Source organism: Bacillus sp. BR3(2024) (assembly GCF_039134555.1).
GTDB classification, from domain to species: domain Bacteria; phylum Bacillota; class Bacilli; order Bacillales; family Bacillaceae_G; genus Bacillus_A; species Bacillus_A cereus.
Window position 1 is genome coordinate 1710173 of record NZ_CP152433.1, and the last position, 26076, is coordinate 1736248.

Genomic DNA, 26076 nt, shown 5'->3' on the forward strand with positions numbered 1-26076 from the left:
ATATTTACGTATGTTGTTTAGTTTAAAATGAATAATATTTTTATGTAATATATTCACTGTGTGAATGTGGGAATTTCGATGAAATAGAAAATTTATACAATATTATTCATACTAAACACATATGAAAAGTTTTATAACAATAAGTAAGTACTGTAGCAATAACAGTTGGGAGAGATGGTTCATACATAGATCACGGTGAGAACGTTCTCTATTTTAACCATCTCAAATTATGGGCAAGAAAATAGAATAATAAAATGCGATAGTAATAGTTGCTAATACATAGGAGGAGTTAAAGTGAAAAAGACTTTAATTACAGGGTTATTGGTTACAGCAGTATCTACGAGTTGCTTCATTCCTGTAAGCGCTTACGCTAAGGAGGGGCAAACGGAAGTGAAAACAGTATATGCGCAAAATGTAATTGCTCCAAATACATTATCCAATTCAATTAGAATGTTAGGATCACAATCACCGCTTATTCAAGCATACGGATTAATTATTTTGCAACAGCCAGACATTAAGGTAAATGCGATGAGTAGCTTAACGAATCATCAAAAGTTTGCAAAGGCGAATGTACGAGAGTGGATTGATGAATATAATCCGAAGCTAATTGACTTAAATCAAGAGATGATGAGATACAGCACTAGATTTAATAGCTATTATAGTAAGCTCTATGAACTAGCAGGAAACGTAAATGAAGATCAGCAAGCAAAAGCAGATTTTATGAGTGCATATGGAAAATTACAATTGCAAGTACAGAGCATCCAAGAGAGTATGGAGCAAGATTTATTAGAGTTAAATCGATTTAAAACAGTATTAGACAAAGATAGTAACAACTTATCAATTAAAGCCGATGAAGCAATAAAAACACTACAAGGATCAAGTGGAGATATTGTGAAATTAAGAGAAGATATTAAAAGAATTCAAGGAGAAATTCAAGCTGAACTAACTACTATTTTGAATAGACCTCAAGAAATCATTAAAGGTTCTATTAATATCGGTAAACAAGTATTTACAATCACAAATCAAACTGCACAAACGAAAACAATTGATTTTGTTTCTATCGGTACTTTAAGTAATGAAATTGTAAATGCTGCAGATAGTCAAACGAGAGAAGCAGCTCTTCGCATTCAACAAAAGCAAAAAGAGTTATTACCACTTATTCAAAAGTTATCACAAACTGAAGCAGAGGCGACTCAAATTACATTCGTTGAAGATCAAGTAAATAGCTTTACAGAATTAATTGATCGTCAAATTACAACTTTAGAAACGTTATTAACGGATTGGAAAGTTTTAAATAATAATATGATCCAAATTCAAACGAATGTTGAAGAAGGCACGTATACAGACAGTAGTTTACTTCAAAAACATTTCAATCAAATTAAAAAAGTAAGTGATGAAATGAATAAGCAAACAAATCAATTTGAAGATTACGTTACAAACGTTGAAGTACATTAAACAGAAAAATAATTAGCGATATAGGGAGAGAAGAAAAATGACAAAAAAACCTTATAAAGTAATGGCTCTATCAGCACTGATGGCAGTATTTGCAGCAGGAAATATTATGCCGGCTCATACGTATGCAGCTGAAAGTACAGTGAAACAAGCTCCAGTTCATGCGGTAGCAAAAGCTTATAATGACTATGAAGAATATTCATTAGGACCAGAAGGCTTGAAAGATGCAATGGAAAGAACAGGTTCAAATGCTTTAGTAATGGATCTGTATGCTTTAACAATTATTAAACAAGGTAATGTTAACTTTGGAAATGTATCGACTGTTGATGCAGCTTTAAAAGGAAAGGTGATTCAGCATCAAGATACAGCTAGAGGAAATGCGAAGCAATGGTTAGATGTATTAAAGCCACAGCTTATTTCAACGAATCAAAACATCATTAACTACAATACGAAATTCCAAAACTATTATGATACTTTAGTTGCTGCAGTTGATGCAAAGGATAAAGCGACTCTTACGAAAGGCTTAACTAGATTATCAAGTAGTATTAATGAAAATAAAGCGCAAGTGGATCAGTTAGTAGAAGACTTGAAGAAATTCCGAAATAAAATGACTTCGGATACGCAAAACTTCAAGGGTGATGCAAATCAAATTACATCTATATTAGCTAGTCAAGATGCAGGAATTCCGCTTCTGCAAAATCAAATTACAACGTACAATGAAGCGATTAGTAAATATAATGCAATTATTATCGGTTCATCTGTTGCGACAGCTCTAGGACCAATTGCAATTATCGGTGGTGCAGTAGTTATTGCTACGGGTGCAGGAACACCGCTAGGAGTAGCATTAATTGCAGGTGGTGCAGCAGCTGTAGGCGGTGGTACAGCTGGAATCGTATTAGCGAAGAAAGAGCTTGATAATGCACAAGCAGAAATTCAAAAGATAACAGGACAAGTTACAACTGCGCAATTAGAAGTAGCAGGATTAACGAACATTAAAACACAAACAGAGTATTTAACAAATACAATTGATACTGCAATTACAGCGTTACAAAATATTTCAAACCAATGGTACACAATGGGATCAAAATACAATTCTTTACTTCAAAATGTGGATTCAATTAGTCCAAACGATCTTGTTTTCATTAAAGAAGATTTAAACATTGCGAAAGATAGCTGGAAAAACATTCAAGACTATGCAGAAAAGATTTATGCTGAAGATATTAAAGTAGTAGATACGAAAAAAGCATAATCGAATACGAATCGTTAGGGCGTTAAGTGTTGATGAATGATTTGAAGCTCCTGTTCAGTTGTGAGCAGGAGCTTTTGATATCCTTATAAAGAGAATAGGTGAAAAATATGCAGAAACGATTTTATAAAAAATGTCTTTTAGCGGTAATGATTGCTGGGGTGGCAACGAGTAACGCATTTCCTTTACATCCTTTTGCAGCAGAACAAAATGTAACGGTGCTACAAGAAAATGTGAAAAACTATTCTCTTGGACCAGCAGGATTCCAAGATGTAATGGCACAAACGACATCAAGCATATTTGCAATGGATTCATATGCAAAATTAATTCAAAATCAACAAGAGACGGATTTAAGTAAAATAAGTTCGATTAATAGTGAATTTAAAGGAAATATGATTCAGCATCAAAGAGATGCAAAAATTAATGCAGCATATTGGTTAAATGATATGAAGCCTCAAATTATGAAAACAGATCAAAATATTATAAATTACAATAATACTTTTCAATCGTATTATAATGACATGTTAATAGCGATTGATCAAAAGGATAGCGGAAAATTAAAAGCGGATTTAGAAAAGTTGTATGCAGATATTGTAAAGAATCAAAATGAGGTAGATGGATTATTAGGAAATTTGAAAGCTTTTCGCAATAGAATGGCGAAAGATACAAATAGTTTCAAAGAAGATACAAATCAGTTAACAGCGATATTGGCAAGTACGAATGCTGGTATTCCAGCTCTAGAGCAACAAATAAATACATATAACGATTCGATTAAAAAGAGTAATGATATGGTCATTGCTGGTGGCGTACTTTGTGTAGCATTAATAACATGTCTTGCTGGCGGGCCAATGATCGCGGTTGCGAAAAAAGATATCGCAAATGCAGAAAGAGAAATCGCTAATTTAAAAGATAGAATTTCAGGAGCGCAAGCAGAAGTCTTAATTTTGACTGATGTAAAAAATAAAACAACAAACATGACAGAAACAATTGATGCAGCAATTACAGCACTACAAAACATATCAAATCAATGGTATACAGTAGGTGCAAAATATAATAATTTACTACAAAACGTAAAAGGAATTAGTCCGGAAGAGTTTACGTTTATAAAAGAAGATTTACATACAGCGAAAGATAGCTGGAAAGATGTAAAAGATTATACAGAAAAATTACATGAAGGCGTGGCGAAGTAAACAGTGGACTAGTTCTGCTGTTTATTTTTTTATCTTGTTTTTTTGTAAGGGTTGAACTTGCAATTATATATAAGTTTGTCATGTATTTTTATATTTTTTATAAATTCTAAAAGGACATTCCCTATTGTTGGTATGATAGACAGAAACTGTTTTTTTAGAACAGGAGACAATAAATAGGGAAAATAACATTAGGATTATTAGTTATATTTCTACTTATATTTATGTACATGTCTTTAGTAGGAGATGAGAATATGGGTTCCTTAACTCCTAATCTGATTTCAAAGGAAAAATATTTAGAAATTGATTCTGTTGCTGGAGGTACATTTAGAGATTATGGTCAAGAAGCAGAAGCAGTGTTTGAAAAACTAAGTAGTCAGAAAAATGTTGAAACAAAAAAGATTTTTTGAGGAAGAAATTTTTGAAGAATCATTATAGACTTTTACTTTATTAGTATTAACTGAAACTTATTCACTTAATTTCCTATCAGAAATTATAAAGTGAAAACAGAACATGAAATACGCAAAAAATATCACAGGGCAGATCCTCAAAATATTTCAAAATCCACCCTGTGATCATATACTCATTTACAAGTGAAAATAATTAATACCCTAAAATATCTACTTCAGCTGCTGAAGCAAATCCATTCTGTCCTTTCGTTACTTCCACTTTTACATACTTTGCAGTAACTGGGGTAAATGTTGCCGTTTTCTTATCACTATTATTTTCCCATGTTCCTGATGATATTTTGTCATACGTAATGCCATCTACACTCGTATAAATATTGTAAGTTAAAATACGGCCATTTTCTGACCAATCTTGCCTTGGAAGATATGCCAATTGTGAAATGGTACGTGTATCACCAAGTTCTAGTGTCAAATTGTAAGGATATTGATTTGGTGTCCAAGTACTATGCCAAAATGTATCTGTTTTTCCATCTATCGCCTTACTAGCTGAGCCCGTTGATTCCTCACTATTTGCACTTGCCTTCATTATTTTTTTTGACAATACAGCAAGTGGTTTAACAGGTTTAGCATCCGTCGCTTCCCATATAGGTGCAATTAATGTTGGATTGTTTAAAGCTTCTACTTTTTGTCTCGTTTCTTGTGTTGCTTTCAATCCCCATTTATCAAAGAATGGCAGTACATTTTGTTTTGCTATTTTCGATGTATTGTAAATAAATGCCTGTATTTTATCCTCGTCTGTTTTGGGAAGTTGATCCTCTGGTATCTCACGATATAATTTGTGGAGATTTGGATAAAAATCATCCCCATATGCCAAATGAAGTTGCCAAAGCATAACAAGTTTTACAAACAGGTCGTCAATATTTTTATATTCCTTATTTGTTTGTTTTAAATACGCAAAAGCTCTATTATAATCTCCCTCTGTATCTAAACGTGTTGGTATATTTGGGTATATTTTCTTGAATGCAGCTAAAGAATATAGATTATTAGTTACTTCACCCATACCTCTTAAATCATTCCACGTCCATGGATATTGTTGTCGTGCATGTCCCGCTTCATGCATTTGTCCCCACCCAAACTCATTGACATTTAAAGTACTTTTGATAGCTTCACCAGCAGTCGTAAAGACGGCTCCATCCCAACTTGCATACATGCCCCAACTTTGTGCGTTAGGATTTTCTACAAAGGCCCAAATACGACGAGTTGAACGATGTAAAGGATTAGGATCTGTTTCAGATAGCCCTGCTAACTTGTCTTGCGCTCGAATCATTTCATCATATTTATTTAATAGGGGCACAGGATCTTGATTTACAATATATTTATTGGCACTATCACGAGTTACAGTTAGCACCGCTCGTTCTGATTTCAATTGTACTGCATGTGCATTTGGATAGTTGTTCATCATGGCAATCCAGTCTGCTTTTGTGTGTTTCCCTAATACAAAGAAAGGAATAGGGCTACCGCCTTGCGTTACTTGCACCTTAACTGTTCCTGTGCTTTGAAAATTATCTAACCCTAATACGCCGCCGTTTGGTGAAGAGATGGTATTAGAGCCAGGTGAAAGATCAATTTCTTTTCCCCATTCTTTATCATATTGATGTGTCCCAATAATGGCTCTAATCTTTTGCGTTCCTGATACTGTAATTGTAACCTGTTCATTAGGTTTCACATATATGCCTGTTGGCATATAATTTTTTTGCTCACTTCTTTTTTCTCTTTTTGCTTCATCCCAAAAACTTCCTGTACCTGGAAGGTCAAACTCTCTTTGTTCAAATTGAGTTGCAGTTTGTGCAGTTTCAGCATGTACATCTAAATTGTTTGACATAATAGGTGTAAATAACGTGGTTGCTAAAATAGCAGATGTTGCAAACACCTTTATAGTTTTTTGTAATCTACAATTCTTTCTTCTGTTCATATAGATCAGTCCCTTCGTTAAAATTCATTATTACTTACATACGAAATATCAGTTTTTTCACTAATGCCGAAAGTGGATTTTTTAAATTCACACTTATAAAAAAATGTTGATGATATTTTTAGATGAGTAAAAAAAAGCATAGTAACACTTCAAGTTCCCTTCCTGATTAATTTAGAAACACATTACCTTCATTGATTTCTTAAATCACTCCTCTAAGTAAACAATTAAGATAAATGTCCTATCTCAAAGCTCCTTTCCTAATTTTGGGATTACGAATTAAGTATAGTTCAAAAATAAAGTTATACAATTGAGAAAAATTAAAATATTAAAAAATTACATTCTCGTAAAATTTTTAACATTTACTAAAAAATATTTGTTATAGAGAGGAGATTCACATACCCATCAAGCTAAACTTTTGAAATATCTCCAAAACGAAAATTCTATCTCTTCATAATTATTCATACAATCCGATTCAGTTTTCCTTTCTATGGGGGCAATTTAACTCTTAACTTGATGGGCATGTGGCGTTACCTCTAGGAGATAGCTTCATCTAGATAGGATAATGTAAACATGAAAAAATAGGTAAAGTGGAAATACGTTTGTTTATTTGCAAAATGAATAAAAAGAAAACCCCCTTGCAGATAAATGTAAGAGGGTATTTTTGAGCAGTAATTTCGTATCCATGTGTGCGTAAAAATTTTTCCGTTATCGCTCCCTTTGATAGAATCTATTTTTATATGGTTTTTTACCGAATTTTTTAAAAATTAAATTTTATGGCTTGATAATTCATTTAAAATGATTTAATCTTATGTCAAATGATATGTTTATCTATCAAAAATGCTTTTGTAAAGATAAAGGAGTGATTGAGAATGTTAAACGCCCCATTGATGGTAAGTCTTTAGGTACAGCAGCATTGAAAAGATTGGGAAGAACTGAGTGAGCTTTCACAATAAAGAACTCTATAACTTTATGTAGTGTTTGATACCCTTCGATTAGATTTTTTGAAAAACAAATCAATATTAATTGAATCAAAGTTTAGAAATTAAATATATGAGTAGTAGAAAAAATCCATTAGTTGTTATCATGTTCTAATAAAAAATGGGAAATGGAAATTCTGAGAAAACCTGTTCAGAAAGTAAGTTAGTGAGGGGAATTCAAAACCAATTTAATAAAAGCGAGGTAAATAATATGACTTTTGAAGAAAAATTACAAGCATATGCAGAACTTACGGTGAAAATCGGTGTCAATATTCAACCAGGGCAATACTTATTAGTCAATACATCAGTGGATGCATTGGATTTCGCCCGTATAGTTGTGAAAGAGGCTTATAAGGCTGGGGCAGGGCTTGTTCATGTTAATTTTTCGGATGAAGAAATGGAACGTGCTTACTTTGATTATGCCTCAGATGAAGAATTTAATCGCTTCCCAGAGTGGATAGTCAAAATGAATGATGAGCTGATCGAACGTAAAGGAGCACTATTAATGATAGATGCTACAGATCCTGATAAATTTACAGGTATTTCATCTGATCGTCTAGCTACCTATCAAAAGGTAGCAGGAGCTGCTCTGAGAAACAATCGCAACGCCGTAATGAAGGATTCAATAGCTTGGTCGATGGTAGCAGTTCCTTCACCAAAGTGGGCATCGAAGGTGTTCCCAGGTTTAGCAACTGAGGATCAAGTACCAGCATTATGGGAGGCTATTTTTAAAGCTGTTCGTATTGGTGACGGCAGTGCTATTGAAAAATGGCGTGAACATGTAACAAATTTAGAATCTCGTGCGGTCCTACTGAACGATAAAAAATATATGAAGCTTCACTATACAGCGCCAGGTACTGATTTAACAATTGCATTAGCACCACAGCATAAATGGGTTACTGGAGGTGGTAAAACTCCTGATGATACTATCTTTATGGCTAATATGCCGACAGAAGAGGTTTATACGTTACCGATGAAACAAGGTGTAAATGGCTATGTAAGCAATACAAAACCATTAGTTTATCAAGGGAATATTATCGATGGCTTTAAACTGACATTTGAAGAAGGAAAAATTGTTAAAGCTGAAGCACAGGTAGGACATGATTTATTACAAGAGCTTATTAATGTGGATGAAGGCTCTTGCTATTTAGGTGAAGTAGCACTTGTACCACATGAATCACCAATTTCAGCATCGGGAATTTTATATTTTAATACATTGTTTGATGAAAATGCATCGAACCATTTAGCGATTGGTAAAGCTTATCCAACTTGCTTAGAGGGTGGAAGAGATTTAGAAAACGATCAGCTTGAAACGTTAGGGGCAAATATTTCAGTAACACATGAGGACTTTATGATTGGCAGCAGTGAGATGGACATTGACGGTATTCTACCAGATGGAACTGTAGAACCAATTTTTCGTAAAGGTAGCTGGGCATTTTAAGTTTTTAATTTGAATAAAGGAGTAGAGTGGATGAAACGGTTACTAAGCATAATTGGTGCAACTATATAGGTGTTTCATCTGCTTTTGCTTAGGCTGAAAACTACCTCTTTAATTAGAAGTAAAATGCATGCAAAGGAGATAGGCCAATGAATTTCTGGGAAGTTGTTTTGATAGTAGTGAATTTTAGTCTATTGAGTTGGATACTGTTAATAGGCAGAGAAACGAAAAAGTGGTCTAAATTAGCTACTTTGATTGCCGTTGTAATGGTTACAGTTCAGTTATTGGCAGAAGGTTTTAGGTGGCAGATGATTCCGGCATATGTATCCCCAGTTATCTTAATTTTATGCTATTTATTAGCTGGGCGGAAAAAGGGCTTTAGAAGTTCGGGTATATTCATAGTTAAGACTTCGTTACTATGTATCTATTTGTCTGTAGCAGTTGCGCTACCCTTACTTATGCCAGTATTTTCATTTGAAGAACCAACTGGTCCACATAGGGTCGGTACGAAGCTATATCATTGGGTTGATCATCAGAGAAATGAACCATATTCAAAAAATCCAAACGATCGGCGCGAACTGATGGTGCAAATTTGGTATCCTGCAGCTGAAAAAAGCAAGGGGGATCCAGAACCTTATATTCGTAACATAAATGAGCTCTCCAAGGGATTGGAAAAAACATTGTCTATTCCTGCATTTGCATTCAGCCACATGGAATTGGTAAAGTCTCATTCGTTTATGGATTTACAACTCTCAGACTCAGAGAATCACTATCCCATATTACTCTTCTCTCATGGTTTTAATGGTTTTCGTAATCAAAACACGTTTCAAGTTGAGGAGTTGGCTAGTCAAGGATATATTGTTCTAAGTATCGATCATACCTTTGATGCTGCAGCTACCGTCTTTCCAGGTGGTCGAACTGCTTACGTACAGCCCATCAATTTAACTGATGAAGGAGATAGTCACATAAAATTATGGGAGGAAGATGTCAGCTTTGTCCTTAATCAGATAGAGAAACTTAACGAAAACGATGAGACCGGTTTCTTTACAGGAAGACTGGATACCTCGCGAATTGGAATGTTTGGCCACTCTTACGGTGGAGCTACCGCAGCACAAATACTTGCAAAAGATTCTCGTGTCAAAGCAGCTATCAATATGGATGGTACATTGTATGGTGAAATCTTGCCTGAAAGTGGCATTGGAAAACCATTTCTGCTCATGAATGCAGAAGAGCCTGATGAAGCAGATCCCTTTGAAGTGAGGGAGCGATACGGACGCGGGTTAGCTGGCGGTGGTATGTCAATAGTCATTCCTCATACGGATCATACAAGCTTTACCGATTTACATTTGTTCTCACCTCTGTTGCAGAGCCCAGGTGAAAATCCAAAGGAAGTTCATCGTATTATTAACGAATTCAGCCTGGCATTTTTTGACCAGTATGTAAAACAGAAGGATGACGGCTCAACCCTTAAAAGGCTGATAACCAAATACCCGGAAGTGAATTTTAAAATAAACCGATAACTTTATGCAGAAAGTAACTCGTACCATTTCCTTTGGCTCTTGTATTTATTACATTAAAGAATTTAATTTCTTCATCGTTATCTAAATAATGAAATGCTAAAAATGAAACATTCAAAGTACTATCAGTTTCAGGAATATAATTCTTTTTGAAAAGCTACATTCAGCAGCTGGACACTTTATTTGAGATTGTTTATTATAATATCAAATGATATATTTATCTATCAAAAATGACGACTTTATACAGAAAAAGGGAGAGATTGACGATGAAGAAAGACTTGTCAGCGTTGAAGGAAGCGAGATTTAATGCAATTCTTGATTCAGCTACTATATTGCTTGTTGAAAATCCTACTGCTTCGATGAATGAAATTGCGGAATATGCGGGAATTGGAATTGCTACACTCCATCGCTACGTCGAAAGCAGGGAGAAATTGATGCTGTTCTTGGGCCATCGGGCTATACAACTGGTAAGTGATACTGTAAACCAGATTCCACTGGATGAGGAAAGAAGCGAAAACTATATCCCGGAACTCATTGAAGCGTTAATCCCTTTAGGTGACAAAATCTATTTTCTAGGTCATGATGCATCTGTATTTAACAACAAAGAATTAGGTGAAGCAGAAGAGAAGCTGAGGGAACCCTTAAGACGCGTTATTGAATTGCTACAACAAAGAGGTTACTTTCAGCAAACAGTTAGCAGTGAATGGATTTTGAATACGCTTTATGCTCTGCTTTTCCATACCTGGGAACAGGTACATGAAGGAAATGTGGCTAAAAAATCTGCTGCAGAGCTTGTTTTAAATACATTTTATTATGGTTTCAAAGCTAAGGATGAATTGAGAGGGAAGTGAACTGATTCAAATCCATGATAATTAATATTAATAATATAGAAAGTGAAAAGGAGCAATAGGATAATGAATAAAATCTCTATTGTAAAGGCTGTTCATCAATCCATGGTCGGCGCCCAGCTAAATGTAATGGCATTGGAATACATGGCGTTTCCACTTGCAGGATCTGAGGAGAAGAACACAGTCGATTGGACATTTTGTAAGCTATGGCGGCAGGAGAACAACCGTTTTAGTCATCAATACGCCTATGAAGCTCAAATGGACGGGAAAACTTTAGGGATGATTACTTGCTATCCCATACCCGTTTTAAATCGTCTTGCCTGGCCCACTTTTAAACAGCTGCTTTCGTTCCGAAAGCTGGGTTTTGTTGTTTATAACATTCTGAATATCAAAATGCTTTATTCCATGTTTACCTTGAAGGAGGGAGAAGATGACGAGTTTCACATCGGAACAATTGCCTTACTGCCCGAAAGTCGAGGACTAGGGATAGGTACCAGATTAATTGAGTTTGCTGAGGAACAAGCTTCGCTGCAAGGCTTTGCCAAATGCTCTCTGACGGTAAAGAAAGAGAACCAACTTGCCATTAAATTGTATCAGAGGATAGGCTACCAGATTACAGGTGAAATCAATAAACCAAAGTTATCGTTGTACAGAATGGTCAAAAACGTAGAACCTTACAACCATTTATAAAAAATTTGTACAGTATTAGAGGCTACCAGCACATGCCCATAAGCTTAAGGATTCAAAATTACCCCAAAGTAAAAAATGTACATTTTTTACAAGTTAACACAAAATTTTAGCTTGATAGTGATGGGATGAGGCTTCTATATAAAAAAACACAGTTTACACTCAAACTGTGTTTTTTCGACGTATAATGCTTTATCAACATCTCTTTTTATTCTTTAAAATCTGCAACAGAACCAGGCCCCTCCTCAAAGTATAAATTCCAAGGGAGGAACCGTTTTTTTATTTACTTATATACGTACAGCTGTACCACTGACAGCAACCATTAACATTCCATCACGTACAACTTCGTAATCTACGTCAATACCAACGATAGCGTTCGCACCTTTTTGTTTTGCAAGTTCTTTCATTTCGTCCATTGCAATATCACGAGCGTCTTTTAGCTTACTTTCATAAGCACCAGCACGGCCACCGACAACATCACGAACTGAAGCGAATAAATCGCGGACAATGTTTGCACCCATAATAGCTTCACCATTTACAATATCAATATACTCAATAATTTCTTTACCTTGAATTCCAGACGTTGTTGTTACAATCATAACCGACACTCTCCTAATAAGTTGTAGTTTTGATAAGATTTCTTATGCTTTAGAAAAAGTGGTTCTGGTACCAAAAATACTCGATAGAAACATAGAGTATTTTTGCATCAAAACCTTCAATTACATATGTCTTGTTATGACATATGCAATTAAATAAAAGGAATAAAATTGTTTAACATATGTATCGCTATAACATATGCAAGGGATCTATTAGAAATAAGATAAGCCGCAGTAAGCATCACCGTACCAGGTAAATATATAGCAAGATCCGAAAGTTGATTTGAATGAAGACCTGCAAAAATTATAATCGAAACGATGGATGCAATAGCAGTACCAACATATTCTGAAAAACGATTCACTAATATATGACGAAATATGATTTCTTCAATTATTGGCCCTATAATCCCAAATAGAAGTAATGTGAATATAATAGGCACCTCTGCGCCCCTTGTAAGGACCTGTTCTTGGTTCTCTGGCTGACCTATGTTTAGAAAATGCATAATAGAATTTTCCACAATTACCATAAGTAAAACCACCATAGGAATGCTTACTATTTTCAAAATTGTTTTCTCTTTAAAATAAGTAAAACTTTCAATAATTTCTTTCCTAAAGAAAATTATTCCTACAATAGCAGGTACAGTCAAACCGATGGCACTAAGAGCAAATTCTGATTCAACTAAATTACTGTTAGTTAAAAGTGATAGGCCAAATAATATGAACAAGCCAATTTGGAGTAGTGCAAACATTGTATAAACTATTAACATAATAATTTCTTTTTTATTCATTTTTATAAAGTTCACTTTATTGCCCCCGTAATTAAATTACCTATAATCTTTGATTTTTCTTTCTGCATAACGTTCTCCTTCTAAATATATTTATATTAAAAACCGGACGGTTCGGTCTGAATCGAAATCTAATGATACTACAAGTTTCTAGTTTTTTAAACCCTTTTAACGAAATCAAAATGGTAAAAAGCAAATATATTTATATCTCAGTTGCTTATTTACAAGCAAATTTCAGTACTCATTAATTTTTGACAATTAGCTTTTTATAGAATGAAGTGATAAGGCTTTTAACTGCAAGGACTGCGGGAGATATCCTAATATACGAAGTGAAAGTGGGAGTAGTTCAAACACTTTAGCTAAACATATTAATAAAAATTATATATAATAATCATAGTCTATACGTTAAAATTAACTATATATTTTTACACCTTCTACAATTGTAGGTGAAATTAGTTGTATAACAGGACTGAATTAAATAATTGGACATGTTAATTTTGACAGAAAATTTATTTGAATGATATAGATAATACAATTTGATTACCTCTTTTCAAACTGTATTGTTTGAGGTTCACATAATATAGGGATGGATAATATATTTTTGTTCCAAACTTATTTATACTTACAAAAAAAGTCAAGAAAATAGATGGTAAATATCACCTGGAATATTAAGCTCGTTTTTATTAGGAGGATTACAAAGTATGACTAAAGTTGATAAGATTAAAGAAAAAATTATTGAAACATCTTTATATTTATTTAATACTAATGGGATAACTCGCACATCCATACAGGATATAATGACAGCTACTGAACTACCTAAAGGATCTATTTATCGTAGATTCAAAAGTAAAGAAGAAATTGTCCTTGCTGCCTATGACAAAAGTGGTGAGATTATGTGGAGTCATTTTCATAAAGCAATGGAAAATAAAAAGACAGCAATCGATAAAATCCTTGCAATTTTCCTTGTATATCAAGATGCAGCTAATAATCCTCCTATTGCTGGAGGCTGTCCATTACTTAATAGCGCAATTGAAAGTACTGGAGTATTTCCAGAATTACAAAAAGCAGCAGCAAAAGGTTATGATGATACAGTAATGTTAATGGCTTCTCTCATAAAAGAAGGAATAGAGAAACAAGAACTTAAAGAAGATATAGATATTATATCGCTCGCTTCTTTTCTTGCATCTTCAATGGAGGGAGCTATTATGGCAAGTCGCGTATCTAACGATAATATACACCATCATTATTTTATTGAACAAATAAAACATCATCTTTTCACTTATTCTAAATAAGTGAGAACTTGCAGTGTTTCCATCCGATTTTTATAAACTTAAATTGAATACATACCCCTTATGAACAGTATCTTTTGTTTATGAGGGGTATTTGAATAGCTTTTTAGACGATATTCATGTTTCTTGTTGAACGGCTTTGTTATCGTTACTACAGAAAAAGCAATAAAGAATTACATATAAACCGATTTATATGTTTTAAGTGTTTCTATATTGGGTTTGTAAATCTACACAATAAGGTTTCATTGTATATAATAAGTGGAATAGAAGTTTAGTTAGATAAAATTCGGTAGTCGAATTTTTTTGCATAAAGCTGTATAATGCTTGTAACGAAAGGGAAATACAGGAAGGGATTTGTAATGAGTTACTATGGAAAAAGATAAACAACAATTAAGCGTTGAAGTTGCAAGATTATATTATCAATCAGATTATAGTCAGCAAGAAATTGCTAACAAATTAAATATTTCAAGACCGACGATTTCTAGATTGTTAAAGTACGCGAAAGAAAAAGGGTTTGTTCAAATTAGCATCGCCGATCCATTTGCGGATTTAGATAACGTTGGGAATTTACTGAAAGAAAAGTACAACTTGTTAGAGGCACATGTTGTATTTTCTCCAGTACCGGAATATGCAACGATTACAGAGTATATAAGTAAATATGCTGCTGAGTATATGGAAAAGACGGTTAAAAACGGTGATATTGTTGGTGTAAGCTGGGGAATGACGATGTATGAAATCGCTAGAAAAATCGTACCGCAACATGTAAAAGGGGTAGAGGTTGTCCAGCTAAAAGGTGGTATTAGTCATTCAAGTGTAAATACATATGCGAATGAGACGATAGCTTTATTTGCAGATGCTTTTCAAACGACGCCAAGAAATCTACCTCTTCCAGTTATATTTGATAATGCAGTGACAAAAGAATTAGTGGAGCAGGATCGACATATTCATCACATTATCGAAATGGGAAAACAAGCGAATATTGCAATTTTTACTGTAGGAACAGTGCGAGACGAAGCGTTATTATTCCGATTAGGTTATTTCGATAAGGATGAAACAAATTTACTCAAAAAACAATCGGTCGGTGACATTTGTTCACGTTTCTTTGATGGAGACGGAAATATTAGTAGCGAAGAAATCAATAAGCGTACCATTGGAATTGAGTTAGAGGAACTGAAATTAAAGAAACGCTCTATTTTAGTTGCAGGTGGTAATAGAAAAATAAAAGCAATTGATGGTGCGTTACGTGGCGGGTATGCAAATGTATTAATTATCGATCAGCATACAGCAAAAGAACTGTTACATTATCAAAAAGGTTAGAAATAAAAGGAGTTCTCAAAATTAACATATTGAGAACTCCTTTTATTTTGTTATGTATGAATGATAGGAGTCTTTTTTGAACACAAATTGCCTTTTTAAAAATAATTATGGATATGGAGATACATACTACCATTGTTAACATAGAAAATTTGATTATATAGGAAGTGTTCTTTGTTAGAATGCGCTTTATTTACTACAAGAAAATTCCTTTTAAAAAAGAATGAACAAAATTTCAAAAGTGTATTTACATTTGTTCAACTAAGAGTTAGAATGAAGTTGTTAAAAGATATGAGGAGTGAAGATAATGAACATTGCAAAGTTAATTGACCATACAATTTTAAAAGCTAATACTACTAAAGAAGATGTTATGAAAGTAATCGAAGAAGCAAAGGAATATAAATTCGCTTCTGTTTGTATTAACCCAACATGGGTAAAATTAGCGGCTGATGAACTAGCTGGACATGATGTAGACGTTTGTACTGTAATCGGTTTCCCATTAGGAGCAAGCACTACTGAAACAAAAGCATTTGAAACAAAAGATGCTATTGCAAAAGGTGCAACTGAAGTTGATATGGTAATCAACGTAGGCGCTTTGAAAGATGGCGACAACGAACTTGTTGAAAAAGACATTTATGAAGTAGTACAAGCAGCAAAAGGAAAAGCTCTTGTAAAAGTAATCATTGAAACTTGCCTATTAACAGATGAAGAGAAAGTACGTGCTTGTGAATTATCAGTAAAAGCTGGTGCTGATTTCGTAAAAACTTCAACTGGATTCTCAACTGGCGGAGCAACTGCTGAAGATATCGCATTAATGCGTAAAACAGTAGGACCAAACGTTGGTGTAAAAGCATCTGGCGGTGTTCGTACACGTGAAGATGCAGACAAAATGGTAGCTGCTGGAGCTTCTCGCGTTGGAGCAAGTGCTAGTGTTGCAATCGTATTAAATGATGCAAAAGGTGCTACAGATAACTACTAATCGATAAAAGCTTAAAGCAATAGATATACGTTTAAAGTATATCTATTGCTTTAATAATTGAAAAAAATGTAAGCGGATACGAATGGGAGGAAACGGCTTATGAAATACTTAATCGGTGTTTTTGGCCTCGTATTGATTTTAGGTATCGCTTGGCTTGCTAGTAATGATAGAAAGAAAGTCAAATATCGTCCAATCATAACGATGGTTATATTACAATTCATTTTGGGGTTTCTATTATTAAATACAAGTGTAGGGAATATATTAATTAGCGGAATAGCAGATGGTTTTGGAGAGCTATTAAAATATGCCGCTGACGGTGTGAATTTCGTATTTGGTGGATTAGTAAATCAAAAAGAGTTTTCGTTCTTTTTAAGTGTATTAATGCCAATCGTATTTATATCAGCCTTAATAGGTATTTTGCAACATATTAAAGTATTACCTATTATTGTGAAATCTATCGGTCTAGCATTAAGTAAAGTAAATGGAATGGGGAAACTAGAATCATATAACGCTGTTGCATCTGCGATTTTAGGACAATCTGAAGTATTTATTTCAGTTAAGAAACAACTAGGGTTATTGCCAGAGAAAAGAATGTATACATTATGTGCATCAGCAATGTCTACAGTTTCTATGTCTATCGTTGGATCATATATGGTGTTATTAAAACCACAATATGTTGTAACCGCTTTAGTGCTTAACTTATTCGGTGGTTTCATCATTGCTTCTATCATTAACCCATATGAAGTTACTGAGGAAGAAGATATGTTAGAAGTACAAGAAGAAGAGAAGAAGACCTTCTTTGAAGTATTAGGGGAATACATTATTGATGGATTTAAAGTTGCGATTACAGTAGCAGCTATGTTAGTCGGTTTCGTTGCTCTTATCGCATTCATTAATGCAGTATTTAAAGGTGTAATCGGTATTTCATTCCAAGAAATTCTTGGTTATGCATTTGCACCATTTGCATTTATTATGGGTGTACCTTGGCATGAAGCAGTTAATGCCGGAAATATTATGGCAACAAAATTAGTATCAAATGAATTTGTCGCTATGACAGATTTAGCACAAGGAAACTTTAATTTCTCAGATAGAACGACAGCGATTATCTCTGTATTCTTAGTTTCATTTGCAAACTTCTCTTCAATTGGGATTATTGCAGGGGCAGTTAAGAGCTTAAATGAAAAGCAAGGGAATGTAGTCGCAAGATTTGGTTTGAAATTACTATTCGGTGCAACATTAGTAAGTTTCTTATCAGCAACAATCGTTGGCTTATTATTTTAATAGATTTATATAATATAAAAAGGAATGGTGATTGTAATGAGAATGGTAGATATTATTGCAAAAAAACGTGACGGCAAAGAATTAACGACTGAAGAAATCAAATTCTTTATTAATGGATATACAGACGGAAGTATTCCTGATTATCAAGTGAGTGCGCTTGCAATGGCAATCTTCTTTAAAGATATGACAGATCGCGAACGTGCAGATTTAACGATGGCGATGGTTGAGTCTGGAGAAACGATCGACTTATCAGCAATTGAAGGAATTAAAGTAGACAAACATTCAACTGGCGGTGTTGGTGATACAACAACATTAGTATTAGGACCGTTAGTAGCTGCTTTAGATGTACCAGTAGCAAAAATGTCTGGTCGTGGTTTAGGACATACAGGCGGAACAATTGATAAATTAGAAGCGGTAGAAGGATTCCACGTTGAAATTACGAAAGAACAATTCATTGATATTGTAAACCGTGACAAAGTAGCTGTTATTGGACAAACAGGAAACTTAACACCTGCAGATAAAAAGATTTATGCATTACGCGACGTAACAGGAACTGTTAACTCAATTCCTTTAATCGCAAGTTCAATTATGAGTAAAAAAATTGCAGCTGGTGCTGACGCAATCGTACTTGATGTAAAAACAGGTGCTGGTGCATTTATGAAAACAGAAGAAGATGCAAAAGAATTAGCACATGCAATGGTACGTATCGGAAATAACGTAGGACGTCAAACAATGGCAGTTATTTCAGATATGTCACAACCTCTTGGATTTGCGATTGGTAATGCTCTAGAAGTGAAAGAAGCGATTGATACGTTAAAAGGTGAAGGTCCAGAAGATTTAACAGAATTAGTACTTGTATTAGGAAGTCAAATGGTCGTACTTGCGAAAAAAGCAAATACGTTAGAAGAAGCTCGTGAAATGCTAATTGAAGTGATGAAAAACGGAAAAGCAACTGCGAAATTTAAAGAGTTCTTAAGCAATCAAGGCGGAGATAGCTCAATTGTAGACAATCCAGAAAAAATGCCACAAGCAAAGTATGTAATTGATGTACCTGCAAAAACTTCAGGTGTTATTTCTAACATTGTTGCAGATGAGATTGGTATTGCAGCTATGTTACTTGGTGCAGGTCGTGCAACGAAGGAAGATGAAATCGATTTAGCAGTAGGATTAATGTTACGTAAAAAAGTTGGCGATGCAGTAAAAGAAGGCGAGCCTTTCGTAACAATCTACGCAAACCGTGAAAATGTAGAAGATGTAAAAGCAAAAATTTATGAGAATATTTCTATAGCTGAAACAGCAGTGGCTCCTAAATTAGTTCATACAGTTATTACTGACTAATCATCATTTCATTTACTTTGAGGGGGAAATAATATGGATAAGAAAAAATATATTGAAGAAGCAAACAAGATGTTATCGAAAGCGTATATTCCGTATTCTAAATTTCCTGTTGGCGCAGCGTTAGTTACGAAAGAAGGGAAAATCTATACTGGTTGTAATATAGAAAATGCTTCTTATGGTTTATGTAACTGTGCAGAAAGAACAGCAATATTTAAAGCGGTATCAGAAGGGGAGCGCGATTTTAGTTACTTAGTTATTACAGGAGAAACTGATGAACCGATTTCACCATGTGGTGCGTGTAGACAAGTAATTGCTGAATTCTGTGATCCGAAAATGCCTGTATTACTAACGAATGTAAAAGGTGATGAAAAAGAAGTGACTGTTGAGCAATTACTTCCAGGTGCTTTCTCAATAGAAGATTTAAAATAAGTTGAAAAGTGAACTGCACCTCCAGTTGTTAGACACGCATAACAATTGGAGGTGCAGTTTTTTTACTTTATATTGCGGTGAATTATTTACTGATATTTTGTCCCCTTTTTCATCAATTTATTATTTTACCACATGTGAAATTTTAAAAATTAAATATTAATGTAGTGTAAGTACAATATAAATTCCCAATTAATATTAAAAGATGATAGGCTATTTTTATAATTGAATTACCTTTCGTACTCTAAAAAACACCCTACCAACAAAGGTTCTCTATCAATATAAAAATCTATACTAATATGGTATAAATTTCATGCTCTATTAAGTATAGAAGGGGTTTATACGATGGGACAATTTCAAAGTAATTTTCAAAGCGCTACACAAATCGCAACGCAAATGAGGGCAGCTTCAGATACAATCCAAAGCGCAACAAATCGTTCTATAAAAAAGGCGACACGTACTACGCTTTCAGTTAATTCAAAAGCACAAGAAGTGAACCAACAAGTTTTAGATTTGACGAAACAATTTTCCACCGCCTTTCAACAAGCGGTCGATAACATTCATTCGGTAGCCAAAGAGTTTGAGAGAATGGATCACGAGCTTCACAATACTTTCCGCTAATATGACCACCTTCGTAAAGATAAAACGGTAGGAGGAAAAAAATGGATTGAGATATCAAAAACCAAATTAAACAGTTAAATCAAAAATTACGAAGTGTATTTGAAGAACAGGACCGAAATTAATCCGCGCTTCGAACTCAGGAACAAGCGGAAGCTGATTTTCACGAATTGAAAAATCGAAGCAACCGCTTATTTAACCGTATTTTAGAAACTTGGCACAACGATAAAGAGTTATCTCATTTCTTTATAAATATCCGTCACGAAGCACAACACATTGAGCGAAAACTTACATTGAATGCAAAAGATTGGAGTACATGGCCGGGGCACCCTAAATACAGTAAGGTTCCGGAAATTATAAGACTAGAAATGTTAGAACGTGAAGCAGTGGCTAGAGAAGCTTTGAAAAAATCAATAAAAGAGAGGTTACAATCCATTGAAAACAATAGTTAAAAATATAGGTGGTAAAAAGATAATAGCTACAGCAGAAGAACATTTAGGCCCTCAGATAGAAAAGTTATTGTATTTGCTAACTAAAGTAGAAGATAACAAATTAGTTGATAGATTTTCTATGCAAGTTGGTTGGTCTATTTTTGTTCTATCCAAACGTGAAGATGGGTATCATATTATTGCCCCAGATTATACAAAAAATCCATTTAAGGATACTACAGATGATCTAACAATTGCTTTATGGGTGCAATTAGAACAAGTACATTGTTTACGTCAGTTAAATATTGACGGTGAAACAATAAAGTTTAGCGATAAAATAGTGACTTCAAAAAATGTGTTACAACTAGATGAGGTTTATTTACAAAGAGCTAGGGATTGTGACAAAGGTGATTCTGGTTGGTATATCGGTCCTGTCGATGAAACAGAAGAAACTGACGGTGAATTAGAAGCATATTACGCATATCAGCTACTAAAAATTAGACCTTCAATTATTCAAGTTTTAGCCTTACCTTATGAATATCTGGTAGTTTTTGAGAAAGATAAAATCAAAGCCATTTTAGATGATAATGATGTCGATGTTTGGAATGGAGTTACAAACTAAGATTAGTTAAGTTCTAAAATAATTGAGAGGGCTTAACCGCATGAACTCAAAAATCCCGGAAATTCTAGGAATATTAGACGGTTATGAGAAAAGGGTAATTTTAGTAATTATAGAAACTGAAGCAATGGTTTAAATTAAGCTAGAAACTTACAGGATGGAAAATAATCAATAATGAATAAATTATAAAAGAGCATCCCACCATTAAAAACTGAACTGCACCCCAATTGTTAGACACAGTCTAACAATTGGAGGTGCAGTTTTTCTATGGTTAAATTCACAACTGATGAAAAAATATACATCGTTCAACGTTATTTGAACGGAAATGAAAGTTACCGAGAAATTAGTAAAGCTATTGGTATAAGAGACACCGTAATTTTGAAATGGGTAAACCAATATAAACAAAATGGCTTTTTATTTGAAAATAGGATGTAATATTTTATTCATATTCCGTTCATAAACTTTCCGTAAAATGATTGCAGCGAATATAGAAAGTTTACAACAGGAGGAATAGAATGAAGAAATTATATAATGCGGCATTTATTTACTTAATTATTGGTTTATTATCAGGTGTATTCGCAAGAGAGTATACGAAAGCACAAGGAATTAAAGGATCCACAATGTTGCAATTAGTGCATACACATGTATTAGTGCTCGGTTTTGTATTCTTTTTAATTGCTTTAGCTTTATGTAAAGTGTTTCATGTACAAGAAACAAAGAGCTTTTGTGCATGGTTTGTTGTTTATAATGTAGGAGTAATCTTTACTATTGCTACAATGCTATGGAGAGGTCTTCTACAAGTAAATGGAACTGACTTTTACGGTTTAAGCCATATGGCTGGATTAGGTCATGTTATTATAAGTATCGGGCTCGTTTGGTTTATGATTTTGCTCAAAAAGTCTTTTAAATAGATAGGAGTGGGAAGAGTATGATAGCACTTTTATCAAGTATTTTAGCGGTTTGTATGGCTGTTGGTGTCATGTTTCTGCGCTTTAAAGCAGCGAAAAAACCGGTAACGAAAAAGAAAATTATATTGCCGCCAATTTTTATGAGTACTGGAGCAATGATGTACTTTTTACCGGAATTCCGATTAACGTCGTTAGAAATAATAGAAGCAATTATTGCAGGGCTTATTTTCTCTGTATTTCTTATAAAAACAACGAAGTTTGAAATAAGAGACGAACAAATATATATGAAACCGTCAAAAGCATTTATATTTATTTTAGTCGGATTATTAGCTGTACGAGTAGCGTTGAAATCATATTTAAGTCAATCGATTGATTTAGCGGAGTTAAGTGGAATGTTTTTCTTACTTGCATTTGCGATGATTGTGTCGTGGAGAATTGCGATGTATCGCTCGTTTACTAAATTAAAAAAGACAATAAAAAGAGCTGGAATTTCTATATAGGAAATCCAGCTCTTTTTATGTTTTATTAGAATTCTTTAGCTCGGAACTCATTTGCTTAATTTTAAACGTATTTGAGCATCTTGTAATGCAGCAGGTGTAACGTTAAGACCATTTTGATCAACAATTTTTGTGTTTAATAAAATGGAATCTAAGCTTCCACGAAATGTTTGTGTATAGTTTTGGCGCAACATTTGTTGTTCTTGTTTTTCATCAACTGTTAATCCATTCGCTTTTTCTTTTTTTGACAATTCGTTAATACGGAATAAAATGTTTTTCATTTGTTTCACCTCTAGTTAAATTTAATTACATTAGCTACTTACTAATGTATAGTTATTGTAACCTATCTTTTAATAAGTGTCAATGTCTATAAAATGCTTTGTTTTGTATGTGTATGGATGAGAGAGGATGTAAATGAATACTAATACTTGAAATAGAAAAGATGCCAATATACAATACTGCGGTAGGGTATAAAGAGTTGTTGTTTTACATTATGAAAGTAATAAGTAAAAAGGAGTATGCAATAATGAATGCAGTAATTTCAAAGAAAGAAACAATCATCTCATATACGATTGCTATTTTATTTATTTTAGCTATGGTAACAGCTGGTGTGTTATTAAATGATCCGGAAGTCATTTTGCCGGAAATAGCAGCGATGGCAATTGCTTTATGGGCGTATCGTGAACCAGGATGGTTAAGACAACCAGAAAAAATCTTTATTGCACCGTCAATAACAGCTGTTATTGGTTTTGCAGTGAATCAAATGGATATTTTCTATATAGGAAAAGTTAGCTTAACACTTATATTAATGATGTTGTTTTTATGTGTTATTCAATCCAATTTAGCACCATCCATTGCGACAGGTTTATTACCGTTAGTAACAAATGCGACGGAATGGTCATTTGTTATCGCGGTATTTGCTTTAACATTTATTTTAATGATAGGTGTTCTTATATTTAAATTGAACAACGGTATTGAGCGAAAAGTGCAAATACAGTATAAATATATGACTGTATTTCTAATACTAAATTTCGTATGGATTAGTTTATGCTGGATAACTGGTTATGAACAATTAGTAGTTATTCCACCAATATTAGTTGTCGTGTATGAATCACTTCAAAAGCCGATGTACAATGAAAAAATGGCTTTTAAACAAATAGTCGTATTAACTGCATCTGCAACTGTTGGAACAATATTGTACTTTGCGATTGATTCATGGATTGTAGTCACTTTATTAAATATGATATTAATGCTTATTTTATTAAAAATTGTTGGTGTACGTATTCCAGCAGTGTATGCATTTCCATTATTGCCGCTCGTATTTCCAGATGGAATGATAAAGATGTTACCAGTAGCTTCATTTGTTGCGGGAGTATTTTTATTTGGTGCAGTACTACTGTATAAAAAGTGGAAGATGAAGCAAAAGGGCATGGCAATGTAGATAGAGTAAAGATAGCTTTTAATTAGTAAAATAAATAGACACCTGTGAGTGTCTATTTATTTTATGAAAAATTTAGTTTAATTCATTTAAGTAATGAACAAGTTCCGATGCTTTAGAGAAAAATGGAGAATGATCAGCTTCTAAAGTAATAATTTTCTTGCAAGGTGTTTCTGTATTCATTAGGCGTTGAAAATCAATTGGAATCGCTCTATCTAGAGTCGTTTCAATATAAATGCGATCTATGGCTCCAAAGTTTTCTTCAGATATTTTCAGCTCTTGTTGGAAGGGTCCTAGTGGTTGAGGACGCATTTGATTAAAAGATGCTTCTTTAATAGAACCGTCTTCTGTAGCATTTAAAAATGTTTGTTCAATTAGATTAGGTATAAGTTCAGCAGTCAAGTCATTTTCATTTATAGTGAATTGCGGGCCATCTTCTCCGTCTAATTTACTACCAAGACTTTCTCCATTTCGTGGTAAGAAAGCACAAAGATATACTAATTTATCGATTTTATTTGGTATAAGTTCAGCAGTTTGAGTAATAACGATTCCACCCATACTATGTCCAACAAGAATAACCTTTTCATTTTGTTGATTTATATTAGCTGTTACTGCATCAACATAGGAATCTAACGTTATATTTTGTGAAGGAGTTGTATCTTTCCCACTTCCAGGTAAGTCTAGTGTAATAACAGTGTGACCTAAAGCCTCTAGTTGAGGTTTTACTAATTCCCATGCCCATTCACCTTGCCATGCTCCATGTACTAAAATGTAAGTACTCATTTAATCAACACTCCTCTAGGGTATATAAGTTTCATCTATTTGTAATATTGATGATGTATACTCAGTGTAAATGAAGTGGTTTCATAAATATAATGAAGGTTATTTATAGATGATATAAATATATTTTATATAAGGAGAACAGAATGAATGTTTTTGATTTTAAAGTCTTTACATATGTGGCTCGTTTAAATAGTATTAGTCTGGCAGCAAAGGAATTACATATGACACAGCCAGCAATAACCCATATTATTAACAAATTAGAGAAACGATATGCTATAACGTTATTTGATCGCTCTAGACAAGGAACGATTCTAACTGAAAATGGCAAAGAATTTTTAGTTGGTGTGAATCGACTTCTAATGGAGTATGAAAAACTTGAGGAAACAGCTTTCCAGTTGAAGAATAAAAGCTTGTATAAAATTGTACTAGCTACGTATCCTTCCGTTACTGTATATTGTTTGGCGGAGTGTATTCAACTAGGGAATATTGATCATAGTCAATATGTACTTGCAGTTCGAGAAGGAAGCTATCAAGAAGTGTTAGATTGGCTATCATCAGGTAGTGCAGATTTTTCTATTTCTATAAAAGAAAATTTAATACAAGGATTTCATTATGATGTCATTGGTGAAGATCCGTATGTTATGGTTTCTTCAAAAAAAGTTCCGCCTAACCTTACTATTAATGATATAAAAAATTATTCTTTTATTATGCCGCTTTCTGGTTGCAAAGAAGTGCTCGAACCGTATTTGATGAAAAATGAAATAACAGTTAATAAAGTGATGGAGTCAGAATCAATTAGTTCAGCATTAGCACTTACTATACAAGTTAATGGCATAACAATCGTTCCGTTATCAGGACTACATAAGCAAATTATTCATGACTTCATTGTACAGCCGATAGAAATTACAATTCCACGACAACTTATTATGCAATGGTCACCTAAAAAAGAGAATGACCCGCTGTTTCTCGCGTTTGTTAAGAATTTATTAGCTCAACTACAGCAAAAGAAAAAATGAATATAATATTACAAAAGATAAGCTCATTTC

General features: G+C 33.8%; 25 protein-coding genes and 2 pseudogenes. 22 read left to right on the top strand and 5 right to left on the bottom strand.

The window, feature by feature from the left end:
* Nucleotides 1-294 precede the first annotated feature (294 nt).
* From nheA to V7S45_RS08920, 4 genes are all read left to right on the top strand, one after another.
* Nucleotides 295-1455 carry a non-hemolytic enterotoxin NHE subunit A gene (gene nheA, locus V7S45_RS08905; RefSeq protein WP_000751828.1) on the top strand — a complete coding sequence of 387 codons (1161 nt, stop codon included), beginning with the start codon at nucleotides 295-297 and terminating at the stop codon, nucleotides 1453-1455.
* A 37-nt stretch (nucleotides 1456-1492) separates the two neighbouring features.
* Entirely contained in the window at nucleotides 1493-2701 is a 1209-nt protein-coding gene (gene nheB, locus V7S45_RS08910) for a non-hemolytic enterotoxin NHE subunit B (protein WP_025687227.1), read from the top strand.
* 107 nt (nucleotides 2702-2808) lie between these two features.
* Nucleotides 2809-3888, top strand: a complete 1080-nt coding sequence (nheC, locus tag V7S45_RS08915; protein ID WP_342761746.1) for a non-hemolytic enterotoxin NHE subunit C — start codon at nucleotides 2809-2811, stop codon at nucleotides 3886-3888.
* A gap of 227 nt (nucleotides 3889-4115) precedes the next feature.
* Nucleotides 4116-4295 (top strand): hypothetical protein, encoded by a 180-nt coding sequence (locus tag V7S45_RS08920; RefSeq protein WP_025687226.1) that lies wholly within the window; start codon nucleotides 4116-4118, stop codon nucleotides 4293-4295.
* A gap of 193 nt (nucleotides 4296-4488) precedes the next feature.
* Here V7S45_RS08920 and V7S45_RS08925 read toward each other — a convergent pair whose 3' ends face one another.
* Complete coding sequence (locus V7S45_RS08925) at nucleotides 4489-6264, bottom strand: M60 family metallopeptidase (protein ID WP_001081793.1); 1776 nt, start codon at nucleotides 6262-6264, stop codon at nucleotides 4489-4491.
* A gap of 1188 nt (nucleotides 6265-7452) precedes the next feature.
* Here V7S45_RS08925 and V7S45_RS08930 point away from each other — a divergent pair.
* The 4 genes from V7S45_RS08930 (at nucleotide 7453) to V7S45_RS08945 (ending at nucleotide 11734) form a co-directional block, all read left to right on the top strand.
* Nucleotides 7453-8682 (top strand): aminopeptidase, encoded by a 1230-nt coding sequence (locus V7S45_RS08930; RefSeq protein WP_000141967.1) that lies wholly within the window; start codon nucleotides 7453-7455, stop codon nucleotides 8680-8682.
* A 146-nt stretch (nucleotides 8683-8828) separates the two neighbouring features.
* Nucleotides 8829-10199: a carboxylic ester hydrolase gene (locus V7S45_RS08935; protein ID WP_017657309.1), complete on the top strand. Its 1371-nt coding sequence runs from the start codon at nucleotides 8829-8831 to the stop codon at nucleotides 10197-10199.
* Between the two features lie 263 nt (nucleotides 10200-10462).
* On the top strand, nucleotides 10463-11047 hold the full coding sequence (locus tag V7S45_RS08940) for a TetR/AcrR family transcriptional regulator (protein ID WP_000710981.1): 585 nt from the start codon (nucleotides 10463-10465) through the stop codon (nucleotides 11045-11047).
* A 63-nt stretch (nucleotides 11048-11110) separates the two neighbouring features.
* Nucleotides 11111-11734 carry an N-acetyltransferase gene (locus V7S45_RS08945; protein ID WP_001033856.1) on the top strand — a complete coding sequence of 208 codons (624 nt, stop codon included), beginning with the start codon at nucleotides 11111-11113 and terminating at the stop codon, nucleotides 11732-11734.
* A 284-nt stretch (nucleotides 11735-12018) separates the two neighbouring features.
* On the opposite strand, the gene V7S45_RS08950 is transcribed toward V7S45_RS08945, so the two are convergent.
* Both V7S45_RS08950 and V7S45_RS08955 read right to left on the bottom strand, forming a co-directional pair.
* Nucleotides 12019-12330 (bottom strand): heavy metal-binding domain-containing protein, encoded by a 312-nt coding sequence (locus V7S45_RS08950; RefSeq protein WP_000637505.1) that lies wholly within the window; start codon nucleotides 12328-12330, stop codon nucleotides 12019-12021.
* 149 nt (nucleotides 12331-12479) lie between these two features.
* Nucleotides 12480-13130 (bottom strand): CPBP family glutamic-type intramembrane protease, encoded by a 651-nt coding sequence (locus V7S45_RS08955; RefSeq protein ID WP_001009308.1) that lies wholly within the window; start codon nucleotides 13128-13130, stop codon nucleotides 12480-12482.
* 683 nt (nucleotides 13131-13813) lie between these two features.
* On the opposite strand from V7S45_RS08955, the gene V7S45_RS08960 reads away from it, so the two are divergent.
* The 12 genes and pseudogenes from V7S45_RS08960 (at nucleotide 13814) to V7S45_RS09015 (ending at nucleotide 22812) form a co-directional block, all read left to right on the top strand.
* On the top strand, nucleotides 13814-14404 hold the full coding sequence (locus tag V7S45_RS08960; protein ID WP_025687223.1) for a TetR/AcrR family transcriptional regulator: 591 nt from the start codon (nucleotides 13814-13816) through the stop codon (nucleotides 14402-14404).
* A 366-nt stretch (nucleotides 14405-14770) separates the two neighbouring features.
* Nucleotides 14771-15718, top strand: a complete 948-nt coding sequence (locus V7S45_RS08965) for a sugar-binding transcriptional regulator (RefSeq protein WP_000409781.1) — start codon at nucleotides 14771-14773, stop codon at nucleotides 15716-15718.
* Nucleotides 15719-16022: 304 nt separating this feature from the next.
* The gene (gene deoC, locus V7S45_RS08970; protein WP_001017441.1) at nucleotides 16023-16694 is read left to right on the top strand and encodes a deoxyribose-phosphate aldolase; all 672 of its coding nucleotides are present in this window, start codon (nucleotides 16023-16025) and stop codon (nucleotides 16692-16694) included.
* 99 nt (nucleotides 16695-16793) lie between these two features.
* The gene (locus V7S45_RS08975; RefSeq protein WP_000876188.1) at nucleotides 16794-17975 is read left to right on the top strand and encodes a NupC/NupG family nucleoside CNT transporter; all 1182 of its coding nucleotides are present in this window, start codon (nucleotides 16794-16796) and stop codon (nucleotides 17973-17975) included.
* Nucleotides 17976-18011: 36 nt separating this feature from the next.
* Nucleotides 18012-19313, top strand: a complete 1302-nt coding sequence (locus tag V7S45_RS08980; RefSeq protein ID WP_002093946.1) for a pyrimidine-nucleoside phosphorylase — start codon at nucleotides 18012-18014, stop codon at nucleotides 19311-19313.
* Between the two features lie 33 nt (nucleotides 19314-19346).
* On the top strand, nucleotides 19347-19742 hold the full coding sequence (locus tag V7S45_RS08985; RefSeq protein ID WP_025687222.1) for a cytidine deaminase: 396 nt from the start codon (nucleotides 19347-19349) through the stop codon (nucleotides 19740-19742).
* A gap of 342 nt (nucleotides 19743-20084) precedes the next feature.
* On the top strand, nucleotides 20085-20360 hold the full coding sequence (locus tag V7S45_RS08990) for a TIGR04197 family type VII secretion effector (protein ID WP_025687221.1): 276 nt from the start codon (nucleotides 20085-20087) through the stop codon (nucleotides 20358-20360).
* Between the two features lie 53 nt (nucleotides 20361-20413).
* A pseudogene (locus V7S45_RS08995) lies at nucleotides 20414-20650 on the top strand (DUF3958 family protein); the annotation flags it as partial.
* 142 nt (nucleotides 20651-20792) lie between these two features.
* On the top strand, nucleotides 20793-21407 hold the full coding sequence (locus tag V7S45_RS09000) for a hypothetical protein (RefSeq protein WP_000849724.1): 615 nt from the start codon (nucleotides 20793-20795) through the stop codon (nucleotides 21405-21407).
* Between the two features lie 264 nt (nucleotides 21408-21671).
* Nucleotides 21672-21815, top strand: a pseudogene (locus V7S45_RS09005) (transposase); the annotation flags it as partial.
* 104 nt (nucleotides 21816-21919) lie between these two features.
* Nucleotides 21920-22315 carry a DUF2871 domain-containing protein gene (locus V7S45_RS09010; RefSeq protein ID WP_000737876.1) on the top strand — a complete coding sequence of 132 codons (396 nt, stop codon included), beginning with the start codon at nucleotides 21920-21922 and terminating at the stop codon, nucleotides 22313-22315.
* Nucleotides 22316-22332: 17 nt separating this feature from the next.
* Nucleotides 22333-22812, top strand: coding sequence for a cytochrome c biogenesis protein CcdC (locus V7S45_RS09015; protein WP_000561044.1), 480 nt, complete (start codon nucleotides 22333-22335; stop codon nucleotides 22810-22812).
* Nucleotides 22813-22859: 47 nt separating this feature from the next.
* On the opposite strand, the gene V7S45_RS09020 is transcribed toward V7S45_RS09015, so the two are convergent.
* Nucleotides 22860-23090, bottom strand: a complete 231-nt coding sequence (locus V7S45_RS09020; RefSeq protein WP_000789773.1) for a DUF896 domain-containing protein — start codon at nucleotides 23088-23090, stop codon at nucleotides 22860-22862.
* Nucleotides 23091-23335: 245 nt separating this feature from the next.
* On the opposite strand from V7S45_RS09020, the gene V7S45_RS09025 reads away from it, so the two are divergent.
* Entirely contained in the window at nucleotides 23336-24250 is a 915-nt protein-coding gene (locus V7S45_RS09025; protein WP_322367415.1) for a hypothetical protein, read from the top strand.
* A 72-nt stretch (nucleotides 24251-24322) separates the two neighbouring features.
* Here V7S45_RS09025 and V7S45_RS09030 read toward each other — a convergent pair whose 3' ends face one another.
* Nucleotides 24323-25030, bottom strand: a complete 708-nt coding sequence (locus V7S45_RS09030) for an alpha/beta fold hydrolase (protein WP_025687218.1) — start codon at nucleotides 25028-25030, stop codon at nucleotides 24323-24325.
* Between the two features lie 143 nt (nucleotides 25031-25173).
* Between V7S45_RS09030 and V7S45_RS09035 the strand changes: the two genes are divergently transcribed.
* A complete protein-coding gene (locus tag V7S45_RS09035; protein WP_025687217.1) occupies nucleotides 25174-26046 on the top strand; it encodes a LysR substrate-binding domain-containing protein in 873 nt (290 codons plus the stop codon).
* Nucleotides 26047-26076: the final 30 nt, after the last annotated feature.